We start from the raw sequence: 22,366 nt of genomic DNA on the forward strand, positions 1-22,366 counted from the left end.
GGGGCCGTTCGCCTGCGCGATAGGGCATGGCAGGTGCCTGCGGCCCCGAGTGGGGAAATGGGTGGGCGCACCACCATGCAAGTGGATAGGCTCCCCGACCGATCTCTGTAGAGCGACGGATCGGAAGTTCCCCGTGCCACATCCGTGCCAGATCCAGGGGGGAACCACGGGGAACAGCGGTGGCCGGCGGGGGACTGCTCCCCTGTCCGCCCACGTGGGCGTTTCGTAGGTCAGAGCCGCACTCGCCTCACCTCGCTCCTAAAGCGGTGCTTGGGGGCGATTGCTCATGGTGGCGCCGAGCCAGCGGGCCAGCTCGGCGAAGTCGCCGTCTGTAAGAGCTTTGACGCGGTCGACGCGCCCTCGCTTCTGCATCTGGTCCATCTCTGCTGAAGCCAAGGACTACCGGGCTTCAGCGAGCCGACGCAGAAAACGGTCGATCACACGCTCAAGTTCCACCCGGCTCTCAAGAGTCTCGACCGGCACGCGATCAACATACGCAATACCCGAGTCGCGCATCAGATGTTCGCGGGTCACGTCAAGTGCTCGGCGGGCGTTGTGATGAGGTCCGTCGATCTCAAGAGTCCCGGCCCTTCCTTTGTATGTGACTAGGAAATCCGGCTCCCAAGTACGTTGCGCAATCCTGCCATTGGGCAGAGGGAAGATAGCGATCGTCTCCTCCACTGGCAGCACACTCTCCTGCCGGTGCTTCAGCAGTTGGTAGACGCGCTGCTCACCCTCATTGGTGAAGGCTAGGTTGTCCTCCAACCAGCGCCGCGGAGCCGGCTGTAGTGACATGCCTCGCTCGCCGCCAGGGTCCGGCGGCGAGCGAGGTCATGCGGCCCGGGCCGTCAGGTCTTGCTCGGGGACGGGCTGGTTGACGTCGTTGTCTAGGACGGCTTGGCCGACACCGTGGGCGCCGGGGACATCTTCTTGGTCTTCGTCGGCGACGGCGAGGCCTTGGGCTTCTTCTTGCCCTTCTTGGTCTTCGTCGGCGACGGCGACGGCGAGGCCTTGGGCTTCTTCTTGCCCTTCTTGCCCTTCTTGGTCTTCGTCGGCGACGGCTTGGCCGTCGTCGTCGAGGTCGTCTTCGGGGACGGCGAGGCGGGCGGCGAGGCGGGCGGCGAGACGGTCTGGTCGGGTATGTGCTCGGCACCCGAACCGGCGAAGGCGGTACTGCCCGCCGCTCCCCCGGTCAGCAGCGCCGCTGTGAGCGCTCCGACGGTGAGGGTGCGACCCCAGTGGCTACGGAACGTGGCGTTCATGATGTGCTCCCGTCTTGAACTTCTGCCCCATCGGTCACTTCTCGGGCACGCCCATCGATTTAGCCATGGCCTCCCGGATTCGGCGACTTGAGGGCCCCCGCGCGCACTCTCAGCAGCAGCGTCCCGCAGTACAACGATCCGCCAGGCATGCCCGAGGAAGAGCGGATGACCCCGGCGGAACTCCACGCCGTCCGGGAGTTCCTGGGCCTCAGCCCGGAGTGGCGCCAGCCACCTCGGCGTCTCCGGGCGCACAGTCCGGCATTGGGAGCAGGGCAAGTACGCCATCCCTGGCGGCGTCCGCCTGGAGGTCGAAGACCTGGAACGCCGTACCGGAGAGTTCGTCGCCAGGATCGTGACGAAGCTGATGGATTTACCCGAGCCGGGAGTGATCACCTACCGGGCACGAAGACCCGGCTGCCGTCAGGGCGCCTGGCAGCGCGCAGGCATTTGCCGTCCACCGCGATCGCCCGGCGTCTTTGGCGCACCGGATCGGTCTGGGCGGCAGCCTGGTGGGCCCGGCGCTGTTCGTGTTCCGGGCCGCCGTCCGGCATCAGCAGCGCGGGATGCGCGCGCTCGTCGGAGAGCAGGGACGTCAGGTAGGCGAACCCGGCCGCGCTGAGCTCGGCCGGATCAAGGCGTCCCAGCAGGCTGCGCAGGGTCTTCTCGCTCGGCACCCGGTAGCGGCCCAGGAGCGGGTGGTAGGGCAGGCCGAAGGCGGCCAGTTCCTCGGGTGCCGCACGCGTGCACCACTCCGCTGCCGCAGTGATCGAGTCGTGGCCCGCGGGCATCATCGCGCAGACCACCAGGGCCAGCAGGAAGGAGAGCCGGTAACGCACACCGCTGGCTCCGCGCGGATCGGTGAGTGACTCGAACTCCGCTACCAGGCTACGCTTGAAAGGTAGGACTCCATGATCCACAGGAGCCGTGTTCGCCTGCTTCCGGGGCCCGCCGTCGACGTCAACCGACCCAAGGTCGCACGAGCCGGGCAAACGCCGGGGCCCTGAGCCAGCCCCGCTGGGAGCCAATCCGGGAGCCAACTGAGGCGTCCGGCAGCGGACATTGGCGGACTACCGGGGACGGCGACGCTGCTCAGATGCAGGTGACACAGGGCTCCCCGCCCCTCCTTCCTGAGCCCCCAGTTAGCCCCGCCTTAACGGCGCCATAAGGATCTCCTCCACCCGCCGCCAGCAGACGATTCCAGGGTTTCTTGGGGCTAGCTTCTGATCGCCCCACGGGATCCGCCCCACGGGTTCCCCACCGGTCCGCTCCCCATGAGGACCGTTCCGAGGAGTTCCCCCATGCCCGCACGCCGCACGGCCGCCGGCGTCGCCGTCCTCGGCCTGACGCCGCTCGCCCTGACCGCCCTCGCCACCGCGCCCGCCTTCGCGCACGGTTCGATGGGCGACCCGGTCAGCCGGGTCTCGCAGTGCTACGCGGAGGGCCCGGAGAACCCGAGGGCGGCGGCCTGCCGGACGGCGGTCACGGCCGTCGGCGCCCAGGTGCTCTACGACTGGAACGGCATCCGCATCGGTGACGCCCCGCACAAGGGCACCTTCAAGGTCTATGTCACCGAGCCCGGCTACGACCCGGCGAAGCCACCGGCCTGGGCCGACCTGGATCTGGCGCACCCGGTCGCGGCGGGCGGCTTCTACACGTTCTCCGGCAGCCTGCCGGAGCGCTCCGGCAGGCAGTTGCTGTACGCGGTCTGGCAGCGCTCGGACAGCCCGGAGGCGTTCTGCTCGTGCTCGGACGTGGACTTCGGCAGCGGCAGTGCGGCGACGGCCCCCGCGCCCAGCGCGCCCGCGCCCTCCGACGGCCGGGTCGAGGCCGGTGCCGACAAGTCGACCGTCGAGCAGCACGGTCACGGGGACGACGACGCGAGCACGTCGGCCGAGCCGAGCGCTCCCGCGGAGCGCATCCCGGCCGACGCGCCCGAAGTCGCGGGGAGTTCGGAGAATCTCGCCGAGACCGGCGGGGACGGCAGTACCCCGTATCTGGCGATCGGCTGTGCGGCCGGCCTGGCCCTGGGCGCCGCCGCGCTGTTCGGCTCGGTGCGACGCGGTGCGAACCGCAGCCGGCACGACCGGTGAGGAACTCCGGGTCCCGACCGGCGGCTCAGGCCGGTCGGGACCCGGTGGCGTCGGTCGAGCACCTGTCAGCTGAACACCGACGCGCAGGTGGTGGCGGTGGCGTGCGCCGGGTCGAGCGCGTTGGCCACCTCGTGGAAGGCGATGCGGTCGAACAGGCCGATCGCCACGTGCTCGGAGAGGTCGAGCGGGCACAGGTCCTGAAGCAGGACGTTGTGGACGTCCGAGCCGCTCAGGTACTGGCCGCGCCAGGGCTTGGCCACCTCGTCGTACCGGGTGGCGATGACCGTGTAGTGGACTCCGGGGACGGTGTCGCCGCCCTGGTTGAGCTTGGTGAGGAAGGCGGATCCGACGACCTGGTCGGCGAGGCCGGGGGTGGTGGCCTTGAGCAGGTCCTCGGCGCCGGGGAAGTACGGCAGCAGGTTGGTGAGGCCGCCGAGGTCGGTGCCGTGGTTGTCGGGGGCGAGGCCGACGAGGGTGTTCACCTTGGCGGCTCCGCCGAGGAACTTGAGGTAGTAACGGGGCATCATGCCGCCCTGCGAGTGGCCGACGAGGTCGGCCTTGGCGGCTCCGGTGGCGGTGAGCACCTTGTCGACATAGGCGGAGAGTTGCTCCGCCGACTCGTCGATGGGGCCGAGGCCGTGGAAGAGGGGGACGCCGGGGAGCCGTCCGTAGTCGAGGGAGAAGACGCAGTACCCGCGGTCCTTCAGGTACGGCGCGAGGGACAGCCAGTTGTCGACGGAGTTGCCGAAGGTGCCGTGGACGAGGACGACGGGCCAGGGGTGGGCGGCCGAGGGCGTGCAGGTGTAGTCGTTCCAGCCCGAGCTGGGAGCGGTCGCGGCGTGGGCGGTGGCGGTGGCGGCGGGGACGATGGCGATCGCGGCGGTGAGGAGCAGCGCGGCGAGAGGTCTGAGCACTCGCTTCCAGGGCAGCATCGTGTGATCTCCTTGCGGCTCAAGGGAGGTGCGACGGCCTTACCCTGTGACCCGGATCACGAGGATGCTGTTCACTCGTCAAGTTACGGGCGAGTAGCTCAACTGAGAAGTTACGCGTCAGTAAAAACTTCCAGCGGTAACCAGCGGTGCGCTCGGTCTCTGATGAACCGTCACCAGGCAGGCCTGATCGGACCGTAGGGCGCGATCCGCGTCAGACGCTCGCGCAACGCCCGCACTTCACCCTCACCGAGGATGTCGACCCACGCGGCGACGGCGTCGGCGGCGGCCTCCTCCGTGGCCCGCGTGCAGGCCACCCCCCGCTCGGTCAGCACGACCAATCGAGCCCGCGCATCCCCGGGATGGGCGCGCCGCTCGGCATACCCCTTCCGCACGATCTCGTCGACCAGCTGACTCGCCGCCTGCTTGGTGACACCGAGGTGGGCGGCGAGGTCGGTCACCGTCGCACCGCCCCGCGCTAGCCGGGTGAAGGCGAATCCGTACGCGGGGCGCCCCTCGAACCCGCGGGCCACGACCCCCTCGTTGATGCGCCGGGTCAGATCACCCGCGGCGGCGAGCAGGGCGGCGGTCAGGGCCAGGGCCTCAGAGTTCTGCACGCCTGCATTGAAACACCCTTGACGGGAAGGTCAAGCAGCTTGACCATATAGTCAAGTAGCTTGACCAACCGGCGAAACCGGAGGCCGTCCATGCCCGTCATCCACTCGTCCGACGCCGTCACCCACGAGATCCACGGCGCCCGCTTCATCTCGTACGTCACCCCGCGCACCGGCAGCAAGGAACTCTGCGCGTGGCGCGGCGGGGTCCCGCCCGGAACCAAGGCCCCCGCCCACACCGTCAATCGCGAGGAGGTCATCCATCTGCTCGACGGCGAGCTGCTGATCACCCTCGACGGCCGCACCGAGCGCGTCCTCGCGGGCGACACCGTGCTCGTCGGCCCGGGCGCGACCCTCGGCGTGGAGAACCTCACCGAGGGCACCGCGGTCACCTGGGTCACCACGTCCATCGGTCTGGCGGCCGACCTGGCCGACGGCACGCGCATCGTGCCGCCGTGGGCCAACTGATCGCCGGCCGCGGGAAGTTACGCGGCCAGCGTCCCGGGCATCACCGCCCTCGGCCCGAACTTCGCTCGCGCGCGGTCCGCGACCTCCTCGATGCGGCGGACCTTCTCGTCCACGGGGTCGAAGGTGAGCTGGTGGGAGGCCTGCTCTGCGGGGGTGAGACCCTCGGCGCGCAGCAGGACCGCGCGGACCCGGGCGCGCTGGAGGCCGAGCGACTCGTACAGGCCGTACGCCGTTCTCGTCAGCGCGCCGGAGTGCGCCGTCGGTTCCGCGAGGGTGCGGCTGCGGGTGGTCGAGGTGCGGTCGGCGTAGCGGACGGTGAGGGTCAGGGTGCGGCAGACCTTCTCCAGGGCGCGCAGCCGGGTGCCCAGTTCCCCGGCCGCCGAGAGCAGCGCACGGCGGTGCCGGTCGGGGTCCACCTCGTCGAGGTCGAAGGGGCGTTCGGCGGCGAGGGAGCGGGACACCCCGTTCGGTACGACCCGGCCCCGGTCGACACCGTTCGCCCTCTCGTGCAGCTCGCGGCCCGCCCTGGCGCCGACCAGGCGCTGGAGCGTGGACAGCGGCGCGGCGGCGACCCGGCCGAGGGTGTCGAGGCCGTACTCGCACAGGGTTCGGGCGGTGGCGGTGCCGACGCCGGGGAGGGCGGCGACGGGCTTCTCGGCGAGGAACTCCAGGACGGCGTCCGCGGGCACCTCGCACGTCATCCTGGGCCGGGCGTCGCGCAGCGCCATGCGGGCCAGCATCGGTCCGGGGCCGGCGCCGATCAGACAGTCGACGCCGTACAGGGCGAGGGCGCGGACCCGGATCACCGATGCCAGCTCGACGGCGTCACGCCCGAAGTACCGCTCGGCGCCCCTCAGATCGGCCAGTGCCCCGTCCGGCGGCAGCGCCTGCACGACCGGGGTGAACTCCTCGAGCAGGCCGAGCAGACCCGGCAGGGCGGCCTCGTACATCGGCGGCAGCTGGAAACGTACACAGAGGATGGTCATCCCGCGCTCCCCGGACTCTGGTGCCACAACTTCCGTATCTGTGAAGGCTCTTGACCCGCCGGACGCAGATCGGCCCACGGGTGCATTTCGTATCCGGTGGGCATCTGGATTCGCCGTCCGCCGGTCGAATCCCCGCCCCCTTCCGGCACCGGCTCCGCGAGCCGCGCGGCCACCTCGTCGAGCCCGCCCCCGGCGCGCAGTTCGGCCAGGTCGGCGAGGTTCCAGGCGGCGGCGCCCACCACGCTCAGGCTGCGCGGGCCGCGTCGCTGCACCACTCCGCGCACCAGCAGCAGCCAGGAGTGGAAGACGGTGTGTGCACAGGCGTCGTGGGAGTCGTCGAAGAAGGCGAGGTCGACCAGGCCGGTGCCGTCGTCCAGGGTGGTGAAGATGACCCGCTTGCCGGAGCGGATCGGCGGGGTCTGGGTGGCCACCTTGGTGCCCGCCACGAGGACCGTCTCGCCGTGACGGGCCTCGCGCAGCCGCCGCGACGGGACCACGCCCAGCTCCGCCAGGAACTCCCGGTGGTCGTCCATCAGATTGCGCGAGGCGTCCATGGACAGCACACCCAGTTCGGCGCTGAGCCGCTCGGCCGAGGACAGGTCCGGCAGCCCGGCCGGCGCGGTCTTCCGGCCTCCCGCCAGGGGGAGTTGGCTGCCGCCCGCGCCCCGGGCGCCCCGGTGCAGTTCGGTCAGATGCAGTTGCAGGTCACGGCGATTGGCGCCGAAGGCGTCCAACGCGCCGACCTGCGCGAGCCGCCCGGCGAGCGGTCGGCTCGGGCGCGCCCGCTCCCAGAAGTCCAGTAGGGAGGCGTACGGCTGTCCGGCCTCGATCCGCTCCGCCTCGGCCTCGCTGATGCCGTGCACGTCGGAGAGCGCCAACCGCAGTCCCCACTCCTTCGATTCAGACACCAGTTCGATACGGTGGGCGACCGCCGACCGGTTCACGTCCAACGGAAGGATCGGCACCCCGCGCCGCCGCGCGTCCGCCAGCAGCAGCCGCTTCGGGTACATCCCGGGGTCATGAGTGAGCAGCCCGGCGTAGAAGGCGGCCGGGTGGTGCGCTTTCAGCCACGCCGACTGGTACGTCGGTACGGCGAAGGCGACCGCGTGCGCCTTGCAGAAGCCGTAGCTGCCGAACCCCTCGAGGATCGCCCAGGTGCGCTGAATCGTTTCCGCGTCATAGCCGCCGGCCGCCGCGTGCTGCGCGAACCAGACCCGGATCCGCCCCTGCGACTCCGGGTCGGACAGCCCGCGCCGCACCCGGTCCGCCTCGCCCCGCCCGCAGCCGGTCATGATGGCGACGATGTCGATGATCTGCTCATGGAAGACGACGACCCCGTACGTCCCCTTCAGCGGCTCCTCCAGGTCCGGGTGCGGATAGCGCACCGGCGCCCGTCCGTGCCGTGCCTCGATGAACGGCCGCACCATGTCGGCGGCGACCGGACCGGGCCGGAAGAGGGAGATGTCGACGACCAGGTCGTGGAAGGTGGCCGGCTGGAGTCGCCCGACCAGGTCCCGCTGGCCCGGCGACTCGATCTGGAAGCAGCCCAGCGTCTCGGTGGACTGGACGAGCCGATACGTCGCCGGGTCGCCCTCCGGCACGGTGTCCAGGTCGATCCGCTCCCCCGTCGCCCGCTCCACCTCGGCGACCGCGTGCGCCATCGCCGACTGCATCCGCACGCCCAGCACGTCGAGCTTGAGCAGTCCGAGGTCCTCCACGTCCTCCTTGTCGAACTGCGACATGGGCAGCCCCTCGCCGCTGGTCGGCACGACCGGCGTACGGGAGAGCAGGGAGGCGTCGGACAGGAGCACCCCGCACGGATGCATGGCGATGCCGCGCGGCAGGGCGTCGAGGGACTCGACCAGCTCCCACAGCCGTGCGTACTTCTCCTTCTCCCCCGCCAGCTGCCTGAGTTCGGGCAGCTCCTCGAGGGCCGCACGGGCGTCGCGGGCGCGGATGTGCGGGAAGGACTTGGCGATGCGGTCGATCTCGGCGGGGTCCATGGACAGGGCGGCGCCGACGTCCCGGACGGCGTGCCGCACGCGGTACGTCTCCGGCATGGACACGGTCGCGACCCGCTCGGTGCCGAACCGGTCGATGATCGCCCGGTAGACCTCGAGCCGGCGCGCGGACTCCACGTCGATGTCGATGTCGGGCAGCACCACCCGCTCCTTGGACAGGAAGCGCTCCATCAGCAGCCCGTGCTCCAGCGGGTCGGCGTGCGCGATGCCGAGGAGATGGTTGACGAGGGAGCCCGCGCCGGACCCCCGCGCGGCGACCCGGATACCCATCCCCCGTACGTCGTCCACGACCTGAGCGACCGTCAGGAAGTAGGAGGCGAAGCCGTGGTGGGCGATGATGTCCAGCTCGTGGTGCATCCGCTCCCAGTACTCCCGCTTCCCCGAGTGGCCGCGCAGCACCATGCCCGCCGCCGCCCGCGAGGCCAGCGCCCGCTGAGCGGTGCGGCGGCCCGCACCGACGAGGTGCGGCTCGGGGAAGTGGACGGTGCCGATGCCGAGGTCGTCCTCGGGGTCGACCAGACACTCGGCGGCCGTCGCCCGGGTCTGCTCCAGCAGGCGGTGGGCGGTGTCGCGCCGGAAGCCCGCGGCCTCCACGATCTGCTCGGCCACCGCGAGCATGGTGCCCGCGCCCTTGAGCCAGGCCTCACCGGAGTCCAGTTCCCCGGCCGGGTCGATCGGGACCAGCCGGCGGGCGGCGTCCAGGACGTCGGCGACCTGCCCCTGGCCGGGGTCGGCGTAGCGGACGGCGTTGCTGAGCACCGGGCGGATCCGCTGCTCGGCGGCGAAACCGACGGTGCGGGCGGCCAGGCGCAGGGAACCGGATCCGGTACCCGGGCGGCCGTGCCAGACGGCTTCGAGGCGCAGGGCGTCGCCGTAGACCTCGCGCCAGGGGGCGAGGAGCTTCGCGGCACGGTCCGGGCGGCCGGCGGCGAGGGCGCGGCCGACGTCGGAGCCGGGGCCGAGCAGGACGGTCAGCCCGTCGCCGTGGTCGCCGGACCAGGGCAGCAGAGGAGTGCCCTCGCCGGCATGGGCCGCGGTGACCAGGCGGCACAGGCCGGCCCAGCCGCGGGCGCCGTCCCGGGCGAGGAAGGTCGCCCGGGGTGTCGACTCGTCGATGAAGGCACCGCCGCGCACCGGGGTACGGCGCCGTTCCCGGCGTACGGACTCGTCCCGTCGTACGGCCTCCGGCTCCCCCACCGCCAGGTCGACGCCGAACAGTGGGCGGACGCCCGCCTTCGCGCAGGCCTTGGCGAAGCGGACCGTGCCGGCGAGGGAGTCGCGGTCGGTGAGGGCGAGGGCGTCCATGCCCCGTTCGGAGGCGCGCTCGGCGAGGCGCTCCGGGTGCGAGGCGCCGTACCGCAGGGAGAACCCGGAGACGGTACGCAGATGCGTGAAGCCCGGCATCCGCACCTCCCGCACTCGTGAGCCCCGACCGACTCTCGAACATCAGTTCCCTTCCCCTCTCACCCACCATACCCCCAATCCTCGAACAAGTGTGCGACATCTGTTCGAGCGCGTCTCACCTGCGCGAACGGGCGGCGGGGTGTCACGCCGCGGGTGCGTGCAGCAGCAGGCTCTTGTTGCGCGGGAGCCACTGCCGGTACGGGCCGGCGCTCAGGGCCGCCTCCCGACAGGCAGCGGCGAGCTCGGTGCAGAGGAGGGCGTACGTCTCCGGGTCCGAGCCGCGGCGCCGGTGGAGCAGCAGGCGTGCCACCAGCAGGTCTCCCCGCAGCGGACCGATCGCCATGCCCTCGCGCGGGCCGGAGGTGGGCCGGCGGGGGCCACCGCTTCACCGACCACGGTCAAGGACGTGGTCGTGTGACAGCCCGCGTGCGGCACGGGCGGGTCGAATCCCGCCGCGGCCGGCAACGGCGCGGGCCGTCCCGCTCGCCGTCGGCCGCGGGGACGACCGTCCAGCGGTCCCTGGCGGGATCGGCGAGGTCGACGACGGAGGCCGCGACGGCCGGGCAGCCGGGGCGATGCCCGGCACCAAGTCCCGCCCCTCGCGCGCGGGGCGGGACTCCTGGGCCGTGCGGTGGTGCGTCAGCCGATCGAGCTGCCCGTCGCCGAGAGCGCCTCTGTGACCGGCTGGAAGAACGTCTCGCCGCCGGAGGTGCAGTCGCCACTGCCGCCGGAGGTCAGGCCGATCGCGCTGCTGCCCGAGAAGAGCGAGCCGCCGCTGTCACCGGGCTCGGCGCAGACGTCGGTCTGGATGAGACCACTGACCGTGCCCTCCTGGTAGTTCACCGTGGCGTTCAGACCGGTGACCGTGCCGTCGTGCACCTGGGTCGTCGAGCCGCTGCGGCTGACCTGCATGCCGACGGTGGCCTCGGCCGCGCCGGTGATCTGCTGCGCGGAGCCGTTGTAGAGGTCGACCTCGCTCGGGTGGTCGACGTCCGCGGTGTACTTGACCAGGCCGTAGTCGTTGCCCGGGAAGCTGGACTGCTCGTTCTCGCCGATGACGTTGCCGGACGAGTCCGACCAGCTGGAGATGGCCTCGGTGCAGTGTCCGGCGGTCAGGAAGTACGGCTGGCCGTCCTTGACCACGTTGAAGCCGAGCGAGCAGCGCCCGCCCGAGCCGGTGATGGCGTCGCCGCCCGCGATGAAGGGCTTGAACTCACCCTTCGAGCGCTGGAGTCCGGCCTTGTCGCCGAGCCCCTGGACCACGTCGGTGAGCTTGGCCCACTCGGTCTTGGAGACGGTCTTGTCGGCGGTGACGACGACCTTGTTGGTGACCGGGTCGGTCGCCCACGAGGTGCCGGGGATGGCCGCGTCCTTCTCCAGCGTCGCACGGGCGCCGTCGAGTTCGGCGAGGGAGTTCACGACGACCTTGGCCTTGGCGCCGGCCGCCTCGACGGCCTTGGCGGCCGTCTCGTCCAGCACGTTGACGACGAGGCTCTTCGTCTGCGCGTCGTAGTAGGTGCCCGCCGCGTCGCCGCCGAGGTCCTGGACGAGCGTGGAGGCGAGCTTTCCGGCCGCCGGGACCGACAGGGTCTCGGGCGCGGCGGTCTTCGCGGTCTCGCTGGCGTTCGCACTCTGCAAGGCGACCCCCGCTGCGACCAGTGCGGCGATTCCCGCACCCGCCCCGACGGCCCGCCGCCTGGGTATGCGTCGGTGCTTCAACTCACGTCCTCCTGTGGGGGGATGATCCGCGAGGTTGTGGGGGCCTCATGGACCGGAAGGCTGGTTGACGGGCGCCCACTCTTCCGAACTCCGCAGGGAGCGCACAAGGTCGAGTTCAGGACGCGCGTGGACGGTGCCGCACGCCCCCACCTCTTTGACCGTTTACGGTCACCCCAGGAAATTCGCACTGCAAATGCTACGAGCGAGTAACTCCTCGGCGGAGAGTGACGTCTAGCCCTGGCTGGAATTCGACCCTCCGGATGCCGGAGGCAGTTGCTGCTGGGCCTTCTCGAGGAAGCGCAGCAGCTCCACCGGGAAGGGGAGCACCAGCGTGGAGTTCTTCTCGGCCGCCACCGCCACCACCGTCTGCAGCAGCCGCAGTTGCAGCGCGGCGGGCTGCTCGGACATCTCCTTGGCCGCCTCCGCCAGCTTCTTCGACGCCTGCAGCTCGGCGTCGGCGTTGATGACCCGGGCCCGGCGCTCCCGGTCGGCCTCGGCCTGCCGCGCCATGGACCGCTTCATGGTCTCGGGCAGGGACACGTCCTTGATCTCGACGCGGTCGATGGTGACGCCCCACTCCACGGCCGGGCTGTCGATCATCAACTCCAGCCCCTGGTTGAGTTGTTCGCGGTTGGACAGCAGGTCGTCCAGCTCGCTCTTGCCGATGATCGAACGCAGTGAGGTCTGCGCCATCTGCGAGACCGCGAACCGGTAGTCCTCGACCCGGACGACCGCCTCGGCGGGCGCGGTCACCTTGAAGTAGACGACGGCGTCGACCCGTACGGTCACGTTGTCGCGGGTGATGCCCTCCTGGGCCGGCACCGGCATGGTCACGACCTGCATGTTGACCTTCTGGAGCCGGTCCACGAACGGCACGATCAGGGTGAATCCCGGCTCGCGGACGTCCGAGCGGAGTTTGCCGAGCCGGAAGACGACACCCCGCTCGTACTGTTTGACGACGCGCGCCGCCGCCATCACGTACACCGCTCCGGCGGACACGAGGGTCGCTCCCGCCGCCACCAGCAACTCGACCATGCCGGCCCCCAGGGGTCCGAAGTGGGAGTGTTCAGGAGAGCACTTCCTGTACTTCGACGGTAACTCCCCGAGCCGGGCAAGAGGGAGCCCCCGCACGCCAGTTGCGTGCGGGGGCCGGTGCGTGCGGGGCCGTGCCCTGGAGCCGGCGTCAGAAGACGTGGACCCCGTAGGCGCTCAGTGCCTCGGTGACCGGCTGGAAGAAGGTCGTACCGCCGGAGGTGCAGTTGCCGCTGCCGCCGGACGTCAGACCGTAGGCCACACCGCCGTTGGAGTAGAGCGGGCCACCGGAGTCGCCGGGCTCGGCGCAGACCGTGGTCTGGATCAGGCCGCTGACAACGCCGTCGGCACCGTAGTTGACGGTCGCGTTGAGCGCGGTGACCCGGCCGCTGTGGATGCCGGTGGTGGAACCTCGCCGGTAGACCGTGGCGCCGACGGAGGGCGTGGCCGCGCTGGTGATGTCCACGCTGCCCACCGCGCCCGACTTGGCCACCGAGCTGTTGGTGTAGCGCACGATGCCGTAGTCGTTGCCGGGGAAGGACGAGCCGGCGGTGGTGCCGAGGGTGGTCGAGTGGGACGAGTTCGACCACCAGGTGCCCGCGCCGTCGGTGCAGTGACCGGCGGTGAGGAAGTAGTAGTTCCCGCTGTTGTCCTGGACGTTGAAGCCCAGCGAGCAGCGCCAGCTGCTCGCATAGATGGCGTCGCCGCCGGAGATCAGCTTCTTGAACGTGCCGGAGGTGTGCTTGATGGTGAGCGCGCCGGAGTTGCTGCCCGCCTGCTCCTTGATCTTGGCGATCTCGGCGTCGGAGACGGTGCTGTCGACGGTGACGACGACACGGTTGGTCGTGCTGTCCACCGCCCAGGCCGTGCCGGGGACGTCGGCCTTGAGGACCGAGTCCCGCGCGCTGGTGAGCTGGTTGGCGCTGAACGTGTGGGCGTCGCTCGCGTTCGCGGTGGGGACGGCGATCGCGGCTGCGGCCACGAATCCGGTGGCCACGGCGATCAGCCTGGTCCGTCTCGCGATTCCGCTGCGGGGGGTGGTGCGCTTGATCCTCACTTTTCGTTCCCTCCCGGGGGAAGTCGGGGGCCCGCGTGGGGTCGGGGCCCGTGAGGCGCGGTCAGGGGGCGGGCCGCCCGGATTCCGGACATGCCGTGCCCCTGACAAGCGCTGGGGGGAGTATTCGGCCGGACGGCCGGTCGGCGCAAGAGCGCCTTTCGGCCGTCAACCTTTGAACTACCTTTGCGAATTGCTGCCCATTTCGTGTCCGTAACCACACGGTTTTCGACCGCTTCACGCTCCCCTGCGGGGGTGCCCGCTACCCGACGAGGTTGCGCTCCCCCGCCTCGATCGCGACGTCCAGTGTGTTCCCCGGCGGCGGGAAGGGGCAGATGAAGTGGCCGGCGAAGGCGCACGGGGGCAGTTGGGCGCGGTTGAAGTCGACCGTGGTGCGGCCGTCCGCGTCGGGCGCGGCCGGGTACAGGAAGCGGAACCGGAAGCTGCCCTCGCCGCTGGAGGCGTCGGCGAACACGGCCCACAGCCGCCCGTCGGCCTGCTGCGCGACCTGGAGCGTCAGCTCCTGTCCGCCGAGGGCGAAGGCGAGTTCACCGGCGAGGGCGAGTCCGCGCTCGCGTCCGTCCGCGTTGCCCACGCGCACGGTGCGCGTCCCGTCGTACGGCGTGAAGCGCCCCGGCACCGACCAGTTCGGCGCGTACGGAGTGGCGTCGATGCCCCGGAAGGCGCGGCGCGCCCCGGCCTGCGGGTCGTAGTCCCGTACGCCCCACACACCCTCGCGGACCAGCACGACCAGTCTGCGTCCGCCCAGTGTGACGCGGGCCGACGGCTCGCTGTCGGCACCGAGGCGGGCCTCGCCGGCGAAGGGCTCACCGTCCAGCAGGAGGCCGTCGGCCCCGTCGGCGGTGAGCACGACCGCGTCGCCGTCGACGGCCCAGCTCCCCGGGATGTCCGGAAGTCGCCCCGCCGGATGGTCCTCGATCCAGTGGGTGCCCGCCAGCGCGAGCGGCCCGTAGGGCGCCGAGACCGTCTCCGTGCGGTGCGCGTGCCAACGCTTCCAGTCGCCGGACGCGTCCGTCGTCGTCATGTCGTGATCCTTTCGTACGGTCATGAGGTTCCCCCGCTCACGACGTACCGGTCGGCGGGCCGGGGCAGGCCCAGGTGCTCCCGCAGCGTGCTGCCCGGGTAGAAGGTGCGGAACAGTCCGCGGTGCTGGAGCAGCGCGACCGTGCCGTTGACGAGCCGCTCCAGGTCGCGGTGCGGTTCGGCGGGGATGAAGTGGAAGCCGTCGACGGTGCCGTCCTGGTGCCAGGCGGCGACCAGCTCCGCGAGGTCGACCGGGCCGCCCCGGTAGAACGGGCCCTGGGCGGTCTGGCGGGGGCCGCCCCCGCCGTGCCCCGGCTCGGCGGCGTGCTCGCCGCCCCCGAGGTCGACGACGAGACTCACCAGGACCCGCAGCGTGTCCGGGTCCCGGCCGGACTCGTCGGCCAGAGCGCGCAGTCGGTCGCGTACGGCGGACGCCTGCGCGGCGCTCGCGGCACCCACCAGCGCCACGTCGGCGTACCGGGCCGCCGCGCGCGGGGCCTCCCCGTCGGCGACGTCGACGATGCGGACGGGCTGGTGGCGCAGGAGACGGGCCTCGCCCTCGCCGGCCGGGACGTCGAGCCGCCGGCCGGCCCGGCCGCGGCTGACCCGGTCGAGAGTCGCGACGTCCGCCTGGGCCTGGGAGGAGGTCACTGTGGGCACGAGGCCGATACGGGATGTCCGGGACGCCACCCGGGACAGGACGGCGAGCGGGTCAGGACCCGGGCGGGCGAAGCCGCCGCCGAGCGTCACGAAGTCGAGGCCACCGCTCTCGGCGAGCCGCGCCAGCTCGACATAGGAGCCGAAGTCGTACGCCGACTGCTGGTCGACGGCGGCGGCCAGGTGCAGCTGCCTGCGGCCGTGCGGTGCGGTCATGCGGGGACCCCCTTTCTCAGTAGATGCGAAATGTTCTTCACAGCACCTTCGAGAGGAACGCCTGTGTCCGCTCGCTGCGCGGATCGTCGAGCACCTGGGCAGGTGGGCCCTGCTCGACGATCCGCCCGTCGGCCATGAACACCACCGTGTCGGCGACCTCGCGGGCGAAGCCGATCTCGTGGGTGACGACGATCATCGTGGCGCCTTGCCCCGCCAAGTCCTTGATGACGTCGAGGACTTCACCGACCAGCTCGGGGTCGAGCGCGGAGGTCGGCTCGTCGAGCAGCAGCAGCTTGGGCTTCAGGGCAAGGGCGCGAGCGATGGCGACCCGCTGCTGCTGACCACCGGACAGCTGCCCCGGGTAGCTGTCGGCCTTGTCCGCGAGCCCCACCCGGTCGAGCAGTCGGCGCGCGTCGTCCACGGCCTCCTTCCGGGGCCGCTTCAGCGCGGAGACCGGCGCCTCGATGACGTTGTCCAGCACGCTGAGGTGCGGGAACAGGTTGAAGTCCTGGAAGACGAAGCCGATCCGGGTGCGCTGTTTCAACACCTCGCGCTCGGGCAGTTCGTACAGCTTGTCTCCGGAGCGCCGGTAGCCGATCAGCGTGCCGCCCACGCTGATCGCGCCCCGGTCCACCTTCTCCAGGTGGTTGATGGCGCGCAGCAGCGTCGACTTGCCGGAGCCGGACGGGCCGAGGACGACCGTGACCTCTCCGGTGCGCACCTGGAGATCGATGCCCTTGAGAACATCGAGCGTGCCGAAGCTCTTGTGGACGGATCTGATGTCGACCATGACGCTCATCGCGTGGATCCTTCGGTGGACTCGGTGAACTCGGTTGGGTGGACTGGGGGTTACGCGGCGGCGCGTCCGGACCGCTCCCGCAGGAAGGCCAGGACGGCCCGCGCGGTGGCGTCGTTCTGCCGGAACGCCGGACCGCCGGTGCGCGGCCGGGTGAACGCGCCGGGGGCGCGGGCGTCGGTGAACGGCCCGAGCGCGAAGCGCCGCGGATGCGCCCGCCCGGACCGGTCGAGGACCCGGCCGTCCCCGGCGTCCACCCTCAGCAGCCCGTCGGGGGTCTCGGCGGCCCCGTCGGCGGCCAGTTCGCGCAGCAGACCGTCGCGGGCGCGTCCGACGGTGGGCTCGGGCAGCCGCGCCTCGACCAGCGCCCGCGCCTCGACCGAGAAGCCGGGTACGGTCGGGCTCGACGCCCGGAACACCGCGCCCTCGGCCGTCACCGCCATGTCGGCGCCGACGAATCGGACGACGCCGGCCCGGGACAGCGCGAGCAGCTGCCGCAGCCGGGGTCCGGGCGGCCCGGAGGCGAGATAGCTGAAGAAGCCGTGCCACCAGGGCCCGATGTCCCCGAGCCGGATCAACTGCCCGTACACGGAGAGCAGCCCGAGGAAGACGGACAGGTCGGCACTGTGCCGGGGATCGTGCCGACGGCCGAGGTCGTGCTCGACGTAGCCGCGCAACCCGTGCTGGAACTCCTCGTGCGAGGCGTAGCGCACCCCGTCGAGGGGGCGGTCGAGCGCGGCGAGGTCGAGCCGGTCGGCCGGGTCCGGTACGGCGGCGGAGACCAGGGCCTGGATCTCGACGGCGCTCGCCGCGGCGGCGTACTTCTCCTCGAAGTCGGCCCAGGCGACCGCCGTCCGCCCCGGGTGGACGGTGAACAGCCGGTGGTAGTGCGCGAACCCCAGCTCCTTCTCCACCAACGGCCAGACATCCCGCCGGAAGTCGAAGCCGGCGGGTCGGGCGAGCAGTTCGTCGACCTCGGCCGGCCCGAGGAAGCGGGGCAGCGGGGGCCGTTCGCCGCTCCAGTCGTAGCCGATCTTCGCGTGGTACGGCACACCGCGCCGCGAACCCACGTACAGCACCGGCTCCCGCCCCGAGGGGACATAGGTGTCGCCCTCGTACCGTCCGCCGCGGCCCTCGGTGAGCAGCACCATCAGGTCGACGAAGGCGAGCCCGAAGCCGCGGACGACGACGGGCGCGCCGGGCTCCAGCGAGGTGAGGTCGCTGTCGGCGGTGAAGTCGGGCGGCAGGTGCACCAGCCCGTGGGTGGCGGCGTACGAGGCCAACTCGGCCTGTTCGTCGCCGAGTTCGGCGTCCAGGTGGCCGAGGGCCAGGACGACGAGATCGGCGAGGAGCGGGCGTGGGCGGCCCTCCAGCCACACCTGCTGGCGGCCCTCGCGCGGACCGCTGACGCGCAGGGCGCGCCGGGGGTGGTGGTGGACGGTGATGCCCGGAGGCAGCTCGGCCACCGCACGGTCGTACACCCACCGCAGATAGCGCCCCTGGATCTGCCGGTCGGCGAAGGTACGGCCGTCGAGGCCGGCCCACTCGTGCAGGGTGGGCCCCTCCCGTACCGGGCCCTTCATGGTCACCGTCTCGTCGGTGAACATGGTGACGTCCTCGGCGTGCGAGTTCATCCACAGCAGCGGCGACTGCGCGGCGCGCCAGATGCGTCCGGCGCCCGGCTCGTGCGGGTCGACCAGATGGATGTCAAGGCCTGAACCGGCATACAGATCAGGTGCGTTGGCGGCGATGCGCTCGAGCAGGCCGGTTCCCCGCGGCCCGGCCCCGACGATCACCAGCTGCGGCCGCCCGAGCCCTCCCGCTCCCGTCGCACTCATCGCGCCGCCTTCGTGCCGCGCGCGAAGTGCTTCTCCACGTAGTACTGGCCAACGCCGAGCAGCGAGGTGACGACGGTGTACCAGATCGTGACGACCATCAGCAGCGGGATGACCTGGTAGGTGCGGTGGTAGATGAGCTGCGCCGAGAAGAGCAGGTCGCTGACGGCGATGACGCTGACGATGGAGGTGCCCTTGAGGGCGCCGATCAGCATGTTGCCCGCGGGCGGCACGATGGAGCGCATCGCCTGGGGCAGTACGATCCGCCACAGCCGGCGCCACCGGCTCAGGCCGAGCGCCTGCGCGGCCTCGATCTGGCCGCGGTCGACGGAGAGGATGCCGCCGCGCACCACCTCGGCGGCGTACGCGGCCTCGTGCAGGGTGAGCCCGATGATCGCGACGGCGATCGGGCTGAACAGATCGACCGTCTTCACACCGAAGACATGCGGGTACAGCGCCCCGATGTTGAACCACAGCAGCAGCTGCACCAGGATCGGGATCGACCGGAACAGCCACACGTACCCCCAGCTCACAGCCCGCAGCACGGGGTTGGCCGAGAGCCGGAAGACGGCGAGCAGGGCGCCGAGGGCGAAGCCGAGAACCATGACCACGGCCGTCAGCCACAGCGTGAGCCACAGCCCGCGCAGCACGGAGTCCGCGGTGAAGCAGTCGGCGACGACGTCCCACTGGAACGCGTCGTTGCGCAGGACGGAATCGACCGCGAACCCGAGCAGGACCAGAACGACGACGGCGGCCGTCCACTGCCCGAACCGGCGATGCGGGACGATCCGCAGTGTCTCCGCGCGCTCAGGAGGTATCTGCGGATCGACGGGGACTTTGGCGAGGGTGTCGGATGACATGCGAAGGCTCCGTGGTGGGGATCCCCCCGCTCGTGCGAAGCCGAGAGTGGGGAAGGTCGAACACGGTGGGTGCCTTCACACGGAGCGCCGCGCACGGCGCTGTACGGCCGAGCCCCTCAGCAGGGCCGTGCACCGAGCGTACGCGGGCGTTTCCCTTCACTGTCAAGGTTGTCCACACTGTGAGCCGTACGTCTCAAGTCAGTTGACGCGGTTCCGGGGACCTGTTCCACTTGGCCCATGCATCCACAGCAGTGGCTGGTCACCCGCTCCCACATCGACTTCGGTCGCGTGTGGTCCTGTTCCTGTTGAGCTGACCCCCTGCGCGCGCTGCCCGTAGGCAGCCGCTTCCTGCGTGCCCCGCACATCTCTCTGCTCCCTGCTTCACGCCTTCACACGCGCACCCCTCCCCTCGCGCTCCGCACGCCTTCTGCTCCCAGGAGACAGCTACCCGATGCATACGCCCACTCGCGCCCGTTATAGACTTTTCGCCCCCTTCGCCCTGCTCACCTCGGCCGCCCTGCTGCTCACTGCATGCGGCTCGGGCGACGAGTCGTCCACGACCGGCGCCGCCCGCGTTGCCGCCGCGTCCGACAAGATCCCCATCACGGACGTGGTCTCCGCCATCCACAAGGACCCGGCGGCCGCCGCTCTGCTGCCACCGGGCACGAAGAACCTCACCGTCGGGGTCGCCGTGGGCAACACCCCGCCCGGGGTCAGCTATCTGGACGACAACAAGACGCTGACCGGCCAGGACGTCGACTTCACCGAGGCGGTCGCGCATGTCCTCGGCCTCGAGGTCAAGGTCGAACAGGCCGGCTTCGAGGCGATCCTGCCCGCGCTCGACAGCGGCAAGTACGACTTCGGCGCCAGCAATTTCGGCGTGACCGACGAGCGCCGCAAGACGATCGACTTCGTCACGTACATCAACGACGGCCAGGGCTTCGCTGTCCGCAAGGACAGCAAGCTGGGCAAGGTCACCGACCTCGCGCAGCTGTGCGGCCTGAATATCGCGACGAGCGCGGGCACGACCTTCGAGGCCACGCTGGAGGAGAACAAGCACGTCTGCACCGACGCCGGCAAGAAGCCGTACGCGGTGCAGACCTACGCCGAGCAGGGCGCGATCTGGTCCTCGATCCAGCAGGGCCGCAGCGACGTCGTGATGTCCACGATCAACGGCCTGCGCTACGCCGTCGCCCACCAGCCCGGCGTGAAGTTCCTCAACGAATTCCACCGCCTCGACGTCGGCTTCGCCTCCAAGAAGGGCACGAAACTGGCCCCTGCCTTCCAGGCGGCGGTCGACGAACTGATAACTGACGGCACGTACGAAAAAATTCTCAAGAAATGGGGAACAACGGACTCGGCAATAACAAAGTCCCAGATCAGCCCCCCGGAACTAAAGGGCTGACGCCGGCACCCGCGCCCCCCCCCCAGGAGCGCGGGGCTGTATCGATGTGCGGCTCGGCCGCGTGGGCGCGAGCAACCATATGAAAAGCCGCACCCGCCCGGAGAGAGAACCCCTACGGCGAAACGGCGCTAAACCCCACAGTCACAGCACGAGCAACACTCACAGCACTCGCAACACTCACACGCCTCGCAGCATGAGCAATCGCAGTTGCTGCAACAACCCTGCCGTCGCCGACGAGACCACGGCCCCTCGAACTCGTCGGCACAACACACCTTGCACGTACAGCACAGCCCTGTCGCCACGGCACACCCCGCCCAGAACCCCCGCTTCTCAAGACGCGGCGGCTCACCCCCGGAGGGAATCGTGCCGAAGGACCGGTCGACCGACCTCTCCAGCTCATGTGCGAGCAGCAGATGCGCCAGCCTGCCGTCGGTGAACTGGACCTCCCGCAAGGCGAGCCCAATGCCGTGCACGGCATCGTCGGCGAGCCGACGGGCCTCATCAAGGGACGTCCCCGTCACGGCCAGAGGGTTCCACGCACCCGACGTGGCGTCAGTTTCCCTGTCCTCCACGGCGTCCAGCAGGTGGGCGAGCCGTCCGAAGAGCCGCCCCGCCTCGGCGAGCGACTCGGCGTTCCCCGGCCGCCCGGCCAGCACCGCGGTGTGCGCGAAGGCGGCGGCCGTCGCGGTCTCGGTCGGCTCGGTCACCGTCAGGACCGGCGTCCCCGGCCCGGCGAGCGCCTCGATGCCGGTCTGCCGGTCGACGGCGTCCACGAGGAGCCCCGTGTCGAACCCCACGGCGGAACCGCTGCGCGCACCCGCACGCCCCCAGCTGTCGGCGACCCGGCGCGCGGCCGCCGCCACCGGCCGGCGCGCCAGCACCCCGTCCCCGTCGGCGACATGGTCACGCACCTTGGCCGACGCGAGCACCAGCGAGACGGCCGCCGCGAGCCGCGCTCCCTCGCCCTGGGCGACGGACGCGGTGCGCATGCCGCGCAACGGGCACGGTCCGGCCGCACGCCGCCATCCTCCGGCCCGTTCGGACTGAGCCTCCGTCAGAACCGATATGAGAAGCCCGTCATAGTTCGTCACGACCCGTGCGAACTGGCCGTGGTCCCCGCGCAGCGCGAGACACAGCCCGCACAAATGCGCTATCCATTGTGTCTTGAGGCTCTCACCGAGCCGGTGACCACAAGGCCTGACGATTCCGAACACGACGATCCCCCGCGCCGTGATTCGACGTTGAGCTGCGGCATCGTATCGGCCGACTGTCACGTCGTATCAGTGGTTCGGCTCACCCGGACGCACCACATCTCACCCGTACGCCGCGAAGAATATTATTTCACTCACAGTCAGCAGCCGTACGTGGTACGACCCTTGGGGGAGAAGGACTCTCGACGGATCGGCTGTGCACCAGTAGCGTCACAAACCCCCCGCGCGGCGTCTATCCACTTGGCGCGCCATCCGCATCATGGATGACCATAGGGATGCGGAAAGCAAGAAGGACCGCTGTGAGAGGAGGCGTCCATGGGATCGGTACGCAAGGCGAGTGCCTGGCTTGGCCTCGTCGACGACAACGATGACGAGCGCTATTACGACGACGACTACTCCGAAGGGACCGAGTCCGGGGATGCCTGGGTCACCGACCCGCGGGTCAAGGTGGCCTCGGACACCGCCGAGGAGAAGGGCCGCCGTATCGGCACGGTCACCCCGGACAGCTTCCGGGACGCGCGCGCGATCGGCGAACTGTTCCGGGACGGGGTCCCGGTCATCATGAACCTCACGGCCATGGAGCCCGCCGACGCCAAGCGCGTCGTGGACTTCGCGGCGGGGCTCATCTTCGGGCTGCGCGGTTCGATCGACCGCGTGTCCAACCGGGTGTTCCTGCTGACCCCCGCCGACACCGAGATCGTCAGCGGCGACGCGGCCGCGCACCGCTCGGACGGCTTCTTCAACCAGAGCTGAGGCAGGGCCG

The 22,366-nt window shown here is 70.8% G+C and carries 20 protein-coding genes and 1 pseudogene; 4 read left to right on the top strand and 17 right to left on the bottom strand.

Annotated features, from left to right (window positions below; all coding sequences use genetic code 11):
* Positions 1 to 399 precede the first annotated feature (399 nt).
* The 3 genes and pseudogenes from IEZ19_RS05535 to IEZ19_RS05545 form a co-directional block, all read right to left on the bottom strand.
* Entirely contained in the window at positions 400 to 765 is a 366-nt protein-coding gene (locus tag IEZ19_RS05535; RefSeq protein WP_189309844.1) for a hypothetical protein, read from the bottom strand.
* A 122-nt stretch (positions 766 to 887) separates the two neighbouring features.
* The gene (locus tag IEZ19_RS05540; RefSeq protein ID WP_189309845.1) at positions 888 to 1,262 is read right to left on the bottom strand and encodes a hypothetical protein; all 375 of its coding nucleotides are present in this window, start codon (positions 1,260 to 1,262) and stop codon (positions 888 to 890) included.
* A gap of 401 nt (positions 1,263 to 1,663) precedes the next feature.
* Positions 1,664 to 2,152 (bottom strand): annotated as a pseudogene (locus IEZ19_RS05545) (transposase family protein); the annotation flags it as partial.
* A gap of 408 nt (positions 2,153 to 2,560) precedes the next feature.
* Between IEZ19_RS05545 and IEZ19_RS05550 the strand changes: the two are divergent.
* A complete protein-coding gene (locus tag IEZ19_RS05550) occupies positions 2,561 to 3,352 on the top strand; it encodes a lytic polysaccharide monooxygenase (RefSeq protein ID WP_189309846.1) in 792 nt (263 codons plus the stop codon).
* Between the two features lie 65 nt (positions 3,353 to 3,417).
* Here IEZ19_RS05550 and IEZ19_RS05555 read toward each other — a convergent pair whose 3' ends face one another.
* Together IEZ19_RS05555 and IEZ19_RS05560 are read right to left on the bottom strand one after the other, a co-directional pair.
* Positions 3,418 to 4,284, bottom strand: coding sequence for an esterase/lipase family protein (locus IEZ19_RS05555; RefSeq protein WP_189309847.1), 867 nt, complete (start codon positions 4,282 to 4,284; stop codon positions 3,418 to 3,420).
* A gap of 170 nt (positions 4,285 to 4,454) precedes the next feature.
* A complete protein-coding gene (locus tag IEZ19_RS05560) occupies positions 4,455 to 4,898 on the bottom strand; it encodes a MarR family winged helix-turn-helix transcriptional regulator (protein ID WP_189309848.1) in 444 nt (147 codons plus the stop codon).
* Positions 4,899 to 4,988: 90 nt separating this feature from the next.
* Between IEZ19_RS05560 and IEZ19_RS05565 the strand changes: the two genes are divergently transcribed.
* Positions 4,989 to 5,363 carry a cupin domain-containing protein gene (locus IEZ19_RS05565; protein WP_189309849.1) on the top strand — a complete coding sequence of 125 codons (375 nt, stop codon included), beginning with the start codon at positions 4,989 to 4,991 and terminating at the stop codon, positions 5,361 to 5,363.
* A 17-nt stretch (positions 5,364 to 5,380) separates the two neighbouring features.
* On the opposite strand, the gene IEZ19_RS05570 is transcribed toward IEZ19_RS05565, so the two are convergent.
* The 11 genes from IEZ19_RS05570 to IEZ19_RS05620 all read right to left on the bottom strand — a co-directional run bounded on the left by IEZ19_RS05570 (position 5,381) and on the right by IEZ19_RS05620 (position 18,987).
* Positions 5,381 to 6,349 carry a DNA polymerase Y family protein gene (locus IEZ19_RS05570; RefSeq protein WP_189309850.1) on the bottom strand — a complete coding sequence of 323 codons (969 nt, stop codon included), beginning with the start codon at positions 6,347 to 6,349 and terminating at the stop codon, positions 5,381 to 5,383.
* Positions 6,346 to 9,774, bottom strand: a complete 3,429-nt coding sequence (locus IEZ19_RS05575; RefSeq protein ID WP_189309851.1) for a DNA polymerase III subunit alpha — start codon at positions 9,772 to 9,774, stop codon at positions 6,346 to 6,348. Before IEZ19_RS05575 ends, IEZ19_RS05570 begins: the two co-directional genes overlap by 4 nt.
* Positions 9,775 to 9,916: 142 nt before the next feature.
* Positions 9,917 to 10,117, bottom strand: coding sequence for a hypothetical protein (locus tag IEZ19_RS05580; RefSeq protein ID WP_189309852.1), 201 nt, complete (start codon positions 10,115 to 10,117; stop codon positions 9,917 to 9,919).
* A 296-nt stretch (positions 10,118 to 10,413) separates the two neighbouring features.
* Complete coding sequence (locus tag IEZ19_RS05585; protein ID WP_189309853.1) at positions 10,414 to 11,493, bottom strand: S1 family peptidase; 1,080 nt, start codon at positions 11,491 to 11,493, stop codon at positions 10,414 to 10,416.
* A 231-nt stretch (positions 11,494 to 11,724) separates the two neighbouring features.
* Positions 11,725 to 12,528: a slipin family protein gene (locus tag IEZ19_RS05590; protein ID WP_189309854.1), complete on the bottom strand. Its 804-nt coding sequence runs from the start codon at positions 12,526 to 12,528 to the stop codon at positions 11,725 to 11,727.
* A gap of 148 nt (positions 12,529 to 12,676) precedes the next feature.
* Positions 12,677 to 13,582, bottom strand: coding sequence for a S1 family peptidase (locus tag IEZ19_RS05595; protein ID WP_189309855.1), 906 nt, complete (start codon positions 13,580 to 13,582; stop codon positions 12,677 to 12,679).
* Between the two features lie 259 nt (positions 13,583 to 13,841).
* Positions 13,842 to 14,624, bottom strand: coding sequence for a DUF1684 domain-containing protein (locus tag IEZ19_RS05600; protein WP_189309856.1), 783 nt, complete (start codon positions 14,622 to 14,624; stop codon positions 13,842 to 13,844).
* Between the two features lie 20 nt (positions 14,625 to 14,644).
* Positions 14,645 to 15,496 (bottom strand): LLM class flavin-dependent oxidoreductase, encoded by an 852-nt coding sequence (locus IEZ19_RS05605; RefSeq protein WP_189309857.1) that lies wholly within the window; start codon positions 15,494 to 15,496, stop codon positions 14,645 to 14,647.
* 37 nt (positions 15,497 to 15,533) lie between these two features.
* Positions 15,534 to 16,295, bottom strand: a complete 762-nt coding sequence (locus tag IEZ19_RS05610; RefSeq protein ID WP_308428928.1) for an amino acid ABC transporter ATP-binding protein — start codon at positions 16,293 to 16,295, stop codon at positions 15,534 to 15,536.
* 50 nt (positions 16,296 to 16,345) lie between these two features.
* Complete coding sequence (locus tag IEZ19_RS05615) at positions 16,346 to 18,130, bottom strand: FAD/NAD(P)-binding protein (protein WP_189309858.1); 1,785 nt, start codon at positions 18,128 to 18,130, stop codon at positions 16,346 to 16,348.
* On the bottom strand, positions 18,127 to 18,987 hold the full coding sequence (locus IEZ19_RS05620) for an amino acid ABC transporter permease (protein WP_189309859.1): 861 nt from the start codon (positions 18,985 to 18,987) through the stop codon (positions 18,127 to 18,129). The genes IEZ19_RS05615 and IEZ19_RS05620 overlap by 4 nt, the downstream gene beginning before the upstream one ends.
* A gap of 451 nt (positions 18,988 to 19,438) precedes the next feature.
* Between IEZ19_RS05620 and IEZ19_RS05625 the strand changes: the two genes are divergently transcribed.
* On the top strand, positions 19,439 to 20,392 hold the full coding sequence (locus IEZ19_RS05625; protein WP_189309860.1) for an ABC transporter substrate-binding protein: 954 nt from the start codon (positions 19,439 to 19,441) through the stop codon (positions 20,390 to 20,392).
* A gap of 128 nt (positions 20,393 to 20,520) precedes the next feature.
* Here IEZ19_RS05625 and IEZ19_RS05630 read toward each other — a convergent pair whose 3' ends face one another.
* A complete protein-coding gene (locus IEZ19_RS05630) occupies positions 20,521 to 21,606 on the bottom strand; it encodes a DUF5685 family protein (RefSeq protein ID WP_189309861.1) in 1,086 nt (361 codons plus the stop codon).
* Between the two features lie 312 nt (positions 21,607 to 21,918).
* Between IEZ19_RS05630 and IEZ19_RS05635 the strand changes: the two genes are divergently transcribed.
* The gene (locus IEZ19_RS05635) at positions 21,919 to 22,356 is read left to right on the top strand and encodes a cell division protein SepF (protein WP_189309862.1); all 438 of its coding nucleotides are present in this window, start codon (positions 21,919 to 21,921) and stop codon (positions 22,354 to 22,356) included.
* Positions 22,357 to 22,366 lie beyond the last annotated feature (10 nt).

This window comes from Streptomyces brasiliensis (genome assembly GCF_014647875.1).
Lineage (GTDB): Bacteria > Actinomycetota > Actinomycetes > Streptomycetales > Streptomycetaceae > Streptomyces > Streptomyces brasiliensis.

Excerpts from the sequence above, each read along its gene's own strand:
- IEZ19_RS05540 (WP_189309845.1), bottom strand. The coding sequence starts at position 1,262 with ATGAACGCCACGTTCCGTAGCCACTGGGGTCGCACCCTCACCGTCGGA.
- IEZ19_RS05550 (WP_189309846.1), top strand. The coding sequence starts at position 2,561 with ATGCCCGCACGCCGCACGGCCGCCGGCGTCGCCGTCCTCGGCCTGACG.
- IEZ19_RS05555 (WP_189309847.1), bottom strand. The coding sequence starts at position 4,284 with ATGCTGCCCTGGAAGCGAGTGCTCAGACCTCTCGCCGCGCTGCTCCTC.
- IEZ19_RS05565 (WP_189309849.1), top strand. The coding sequence starts at position 4,989 with ATGCCCGTCATCCACTCGTCCGACGCCGTCACCCACGAGATCCACGGC.
- IEZ19_RS05570 (WP_189309850.1), bottom strand. The coding sequence starts at position 6,349 with ATGACCATCCTCTGTGTACGTTTCCAGCTGCCGCCGATGTACGAGGCC.
- IEZ19_RS05575 (WP_189309851.1), bottom strand. The coding sequence starts at position 9,774 with ATGCCGGGCTTCACGCATCTGCGTACCGTCTCCGGGTTCTCCCTGCGG.
- IEZ19_RS05580 (WP_189309852.1), bottom strand. The coding sequence starts at position 10,117 with ATGGCGATCGGTCCGCTGCGGGGAGACCTGCTGGTGGCACGCCTGCTG.
- IEZ19_RS05590 (WP_189309854.1), bottom strand. The coding sequence starts at position 12,528 with ATGGTCGAGTTGCTGGTGGCGGCGGGAGCGACCCTCGTGTCCGCCGGA.
- IEZ19_RS05600 (WP_189309856.1), bottom strand. The coding sequence starts at position 14,624 with ATGACGACGACGGACGCGTCCGGCGACTGGAAGCGTTGGCACGCGCAC.
- IEZ19_RS05605 (WP_189309857.1), bottom strand. The coding sequence starts at position 15,496 with ATGACCGCACCGCACGGCCGCAGGCAGCTGCACCTGGCCGCCGCCGTC.
- IEZ19_RS05610 (WP_308428928.1), bottom strand. The coding sequence starts at position 16,295 with ATGAGCGTCATGGTCGACATCAGATCCGTCCACAAGAGCTTCGGCACG.
- IEZ19_RS05615 (WP_189309858.1), bottom strand. The coding sequence starts at position 18,130 with ATGAGTGCGACGGGAGCGGGAGGGCTCGGGCGGCCGCAGCTGGTGATC.
- IEZ19_RS05620 (WP_189309859.1), bottom strand. The coding sequence starts at position 18,987 with ATGTCATCCGACACCCTCGCCAAAGTCCCCGTCGATCCGCAGATACCT.
- IEZ19_RS05625 (WP_189309860.1), top strand. The coding sequence starts at position 19,439 with ATGCATACGCCCACTCGCGCCCGTTATAGACTTTTCGCCCCCTTCGCC.
- IEZ19_RS05635 (WP_189309862.1), top strand. The coding sequence starts at position 21,919 with ATGGGATCGGTACGCAAGGCGAGTGCCTGGCTTGGCCTCGTCGACGAC.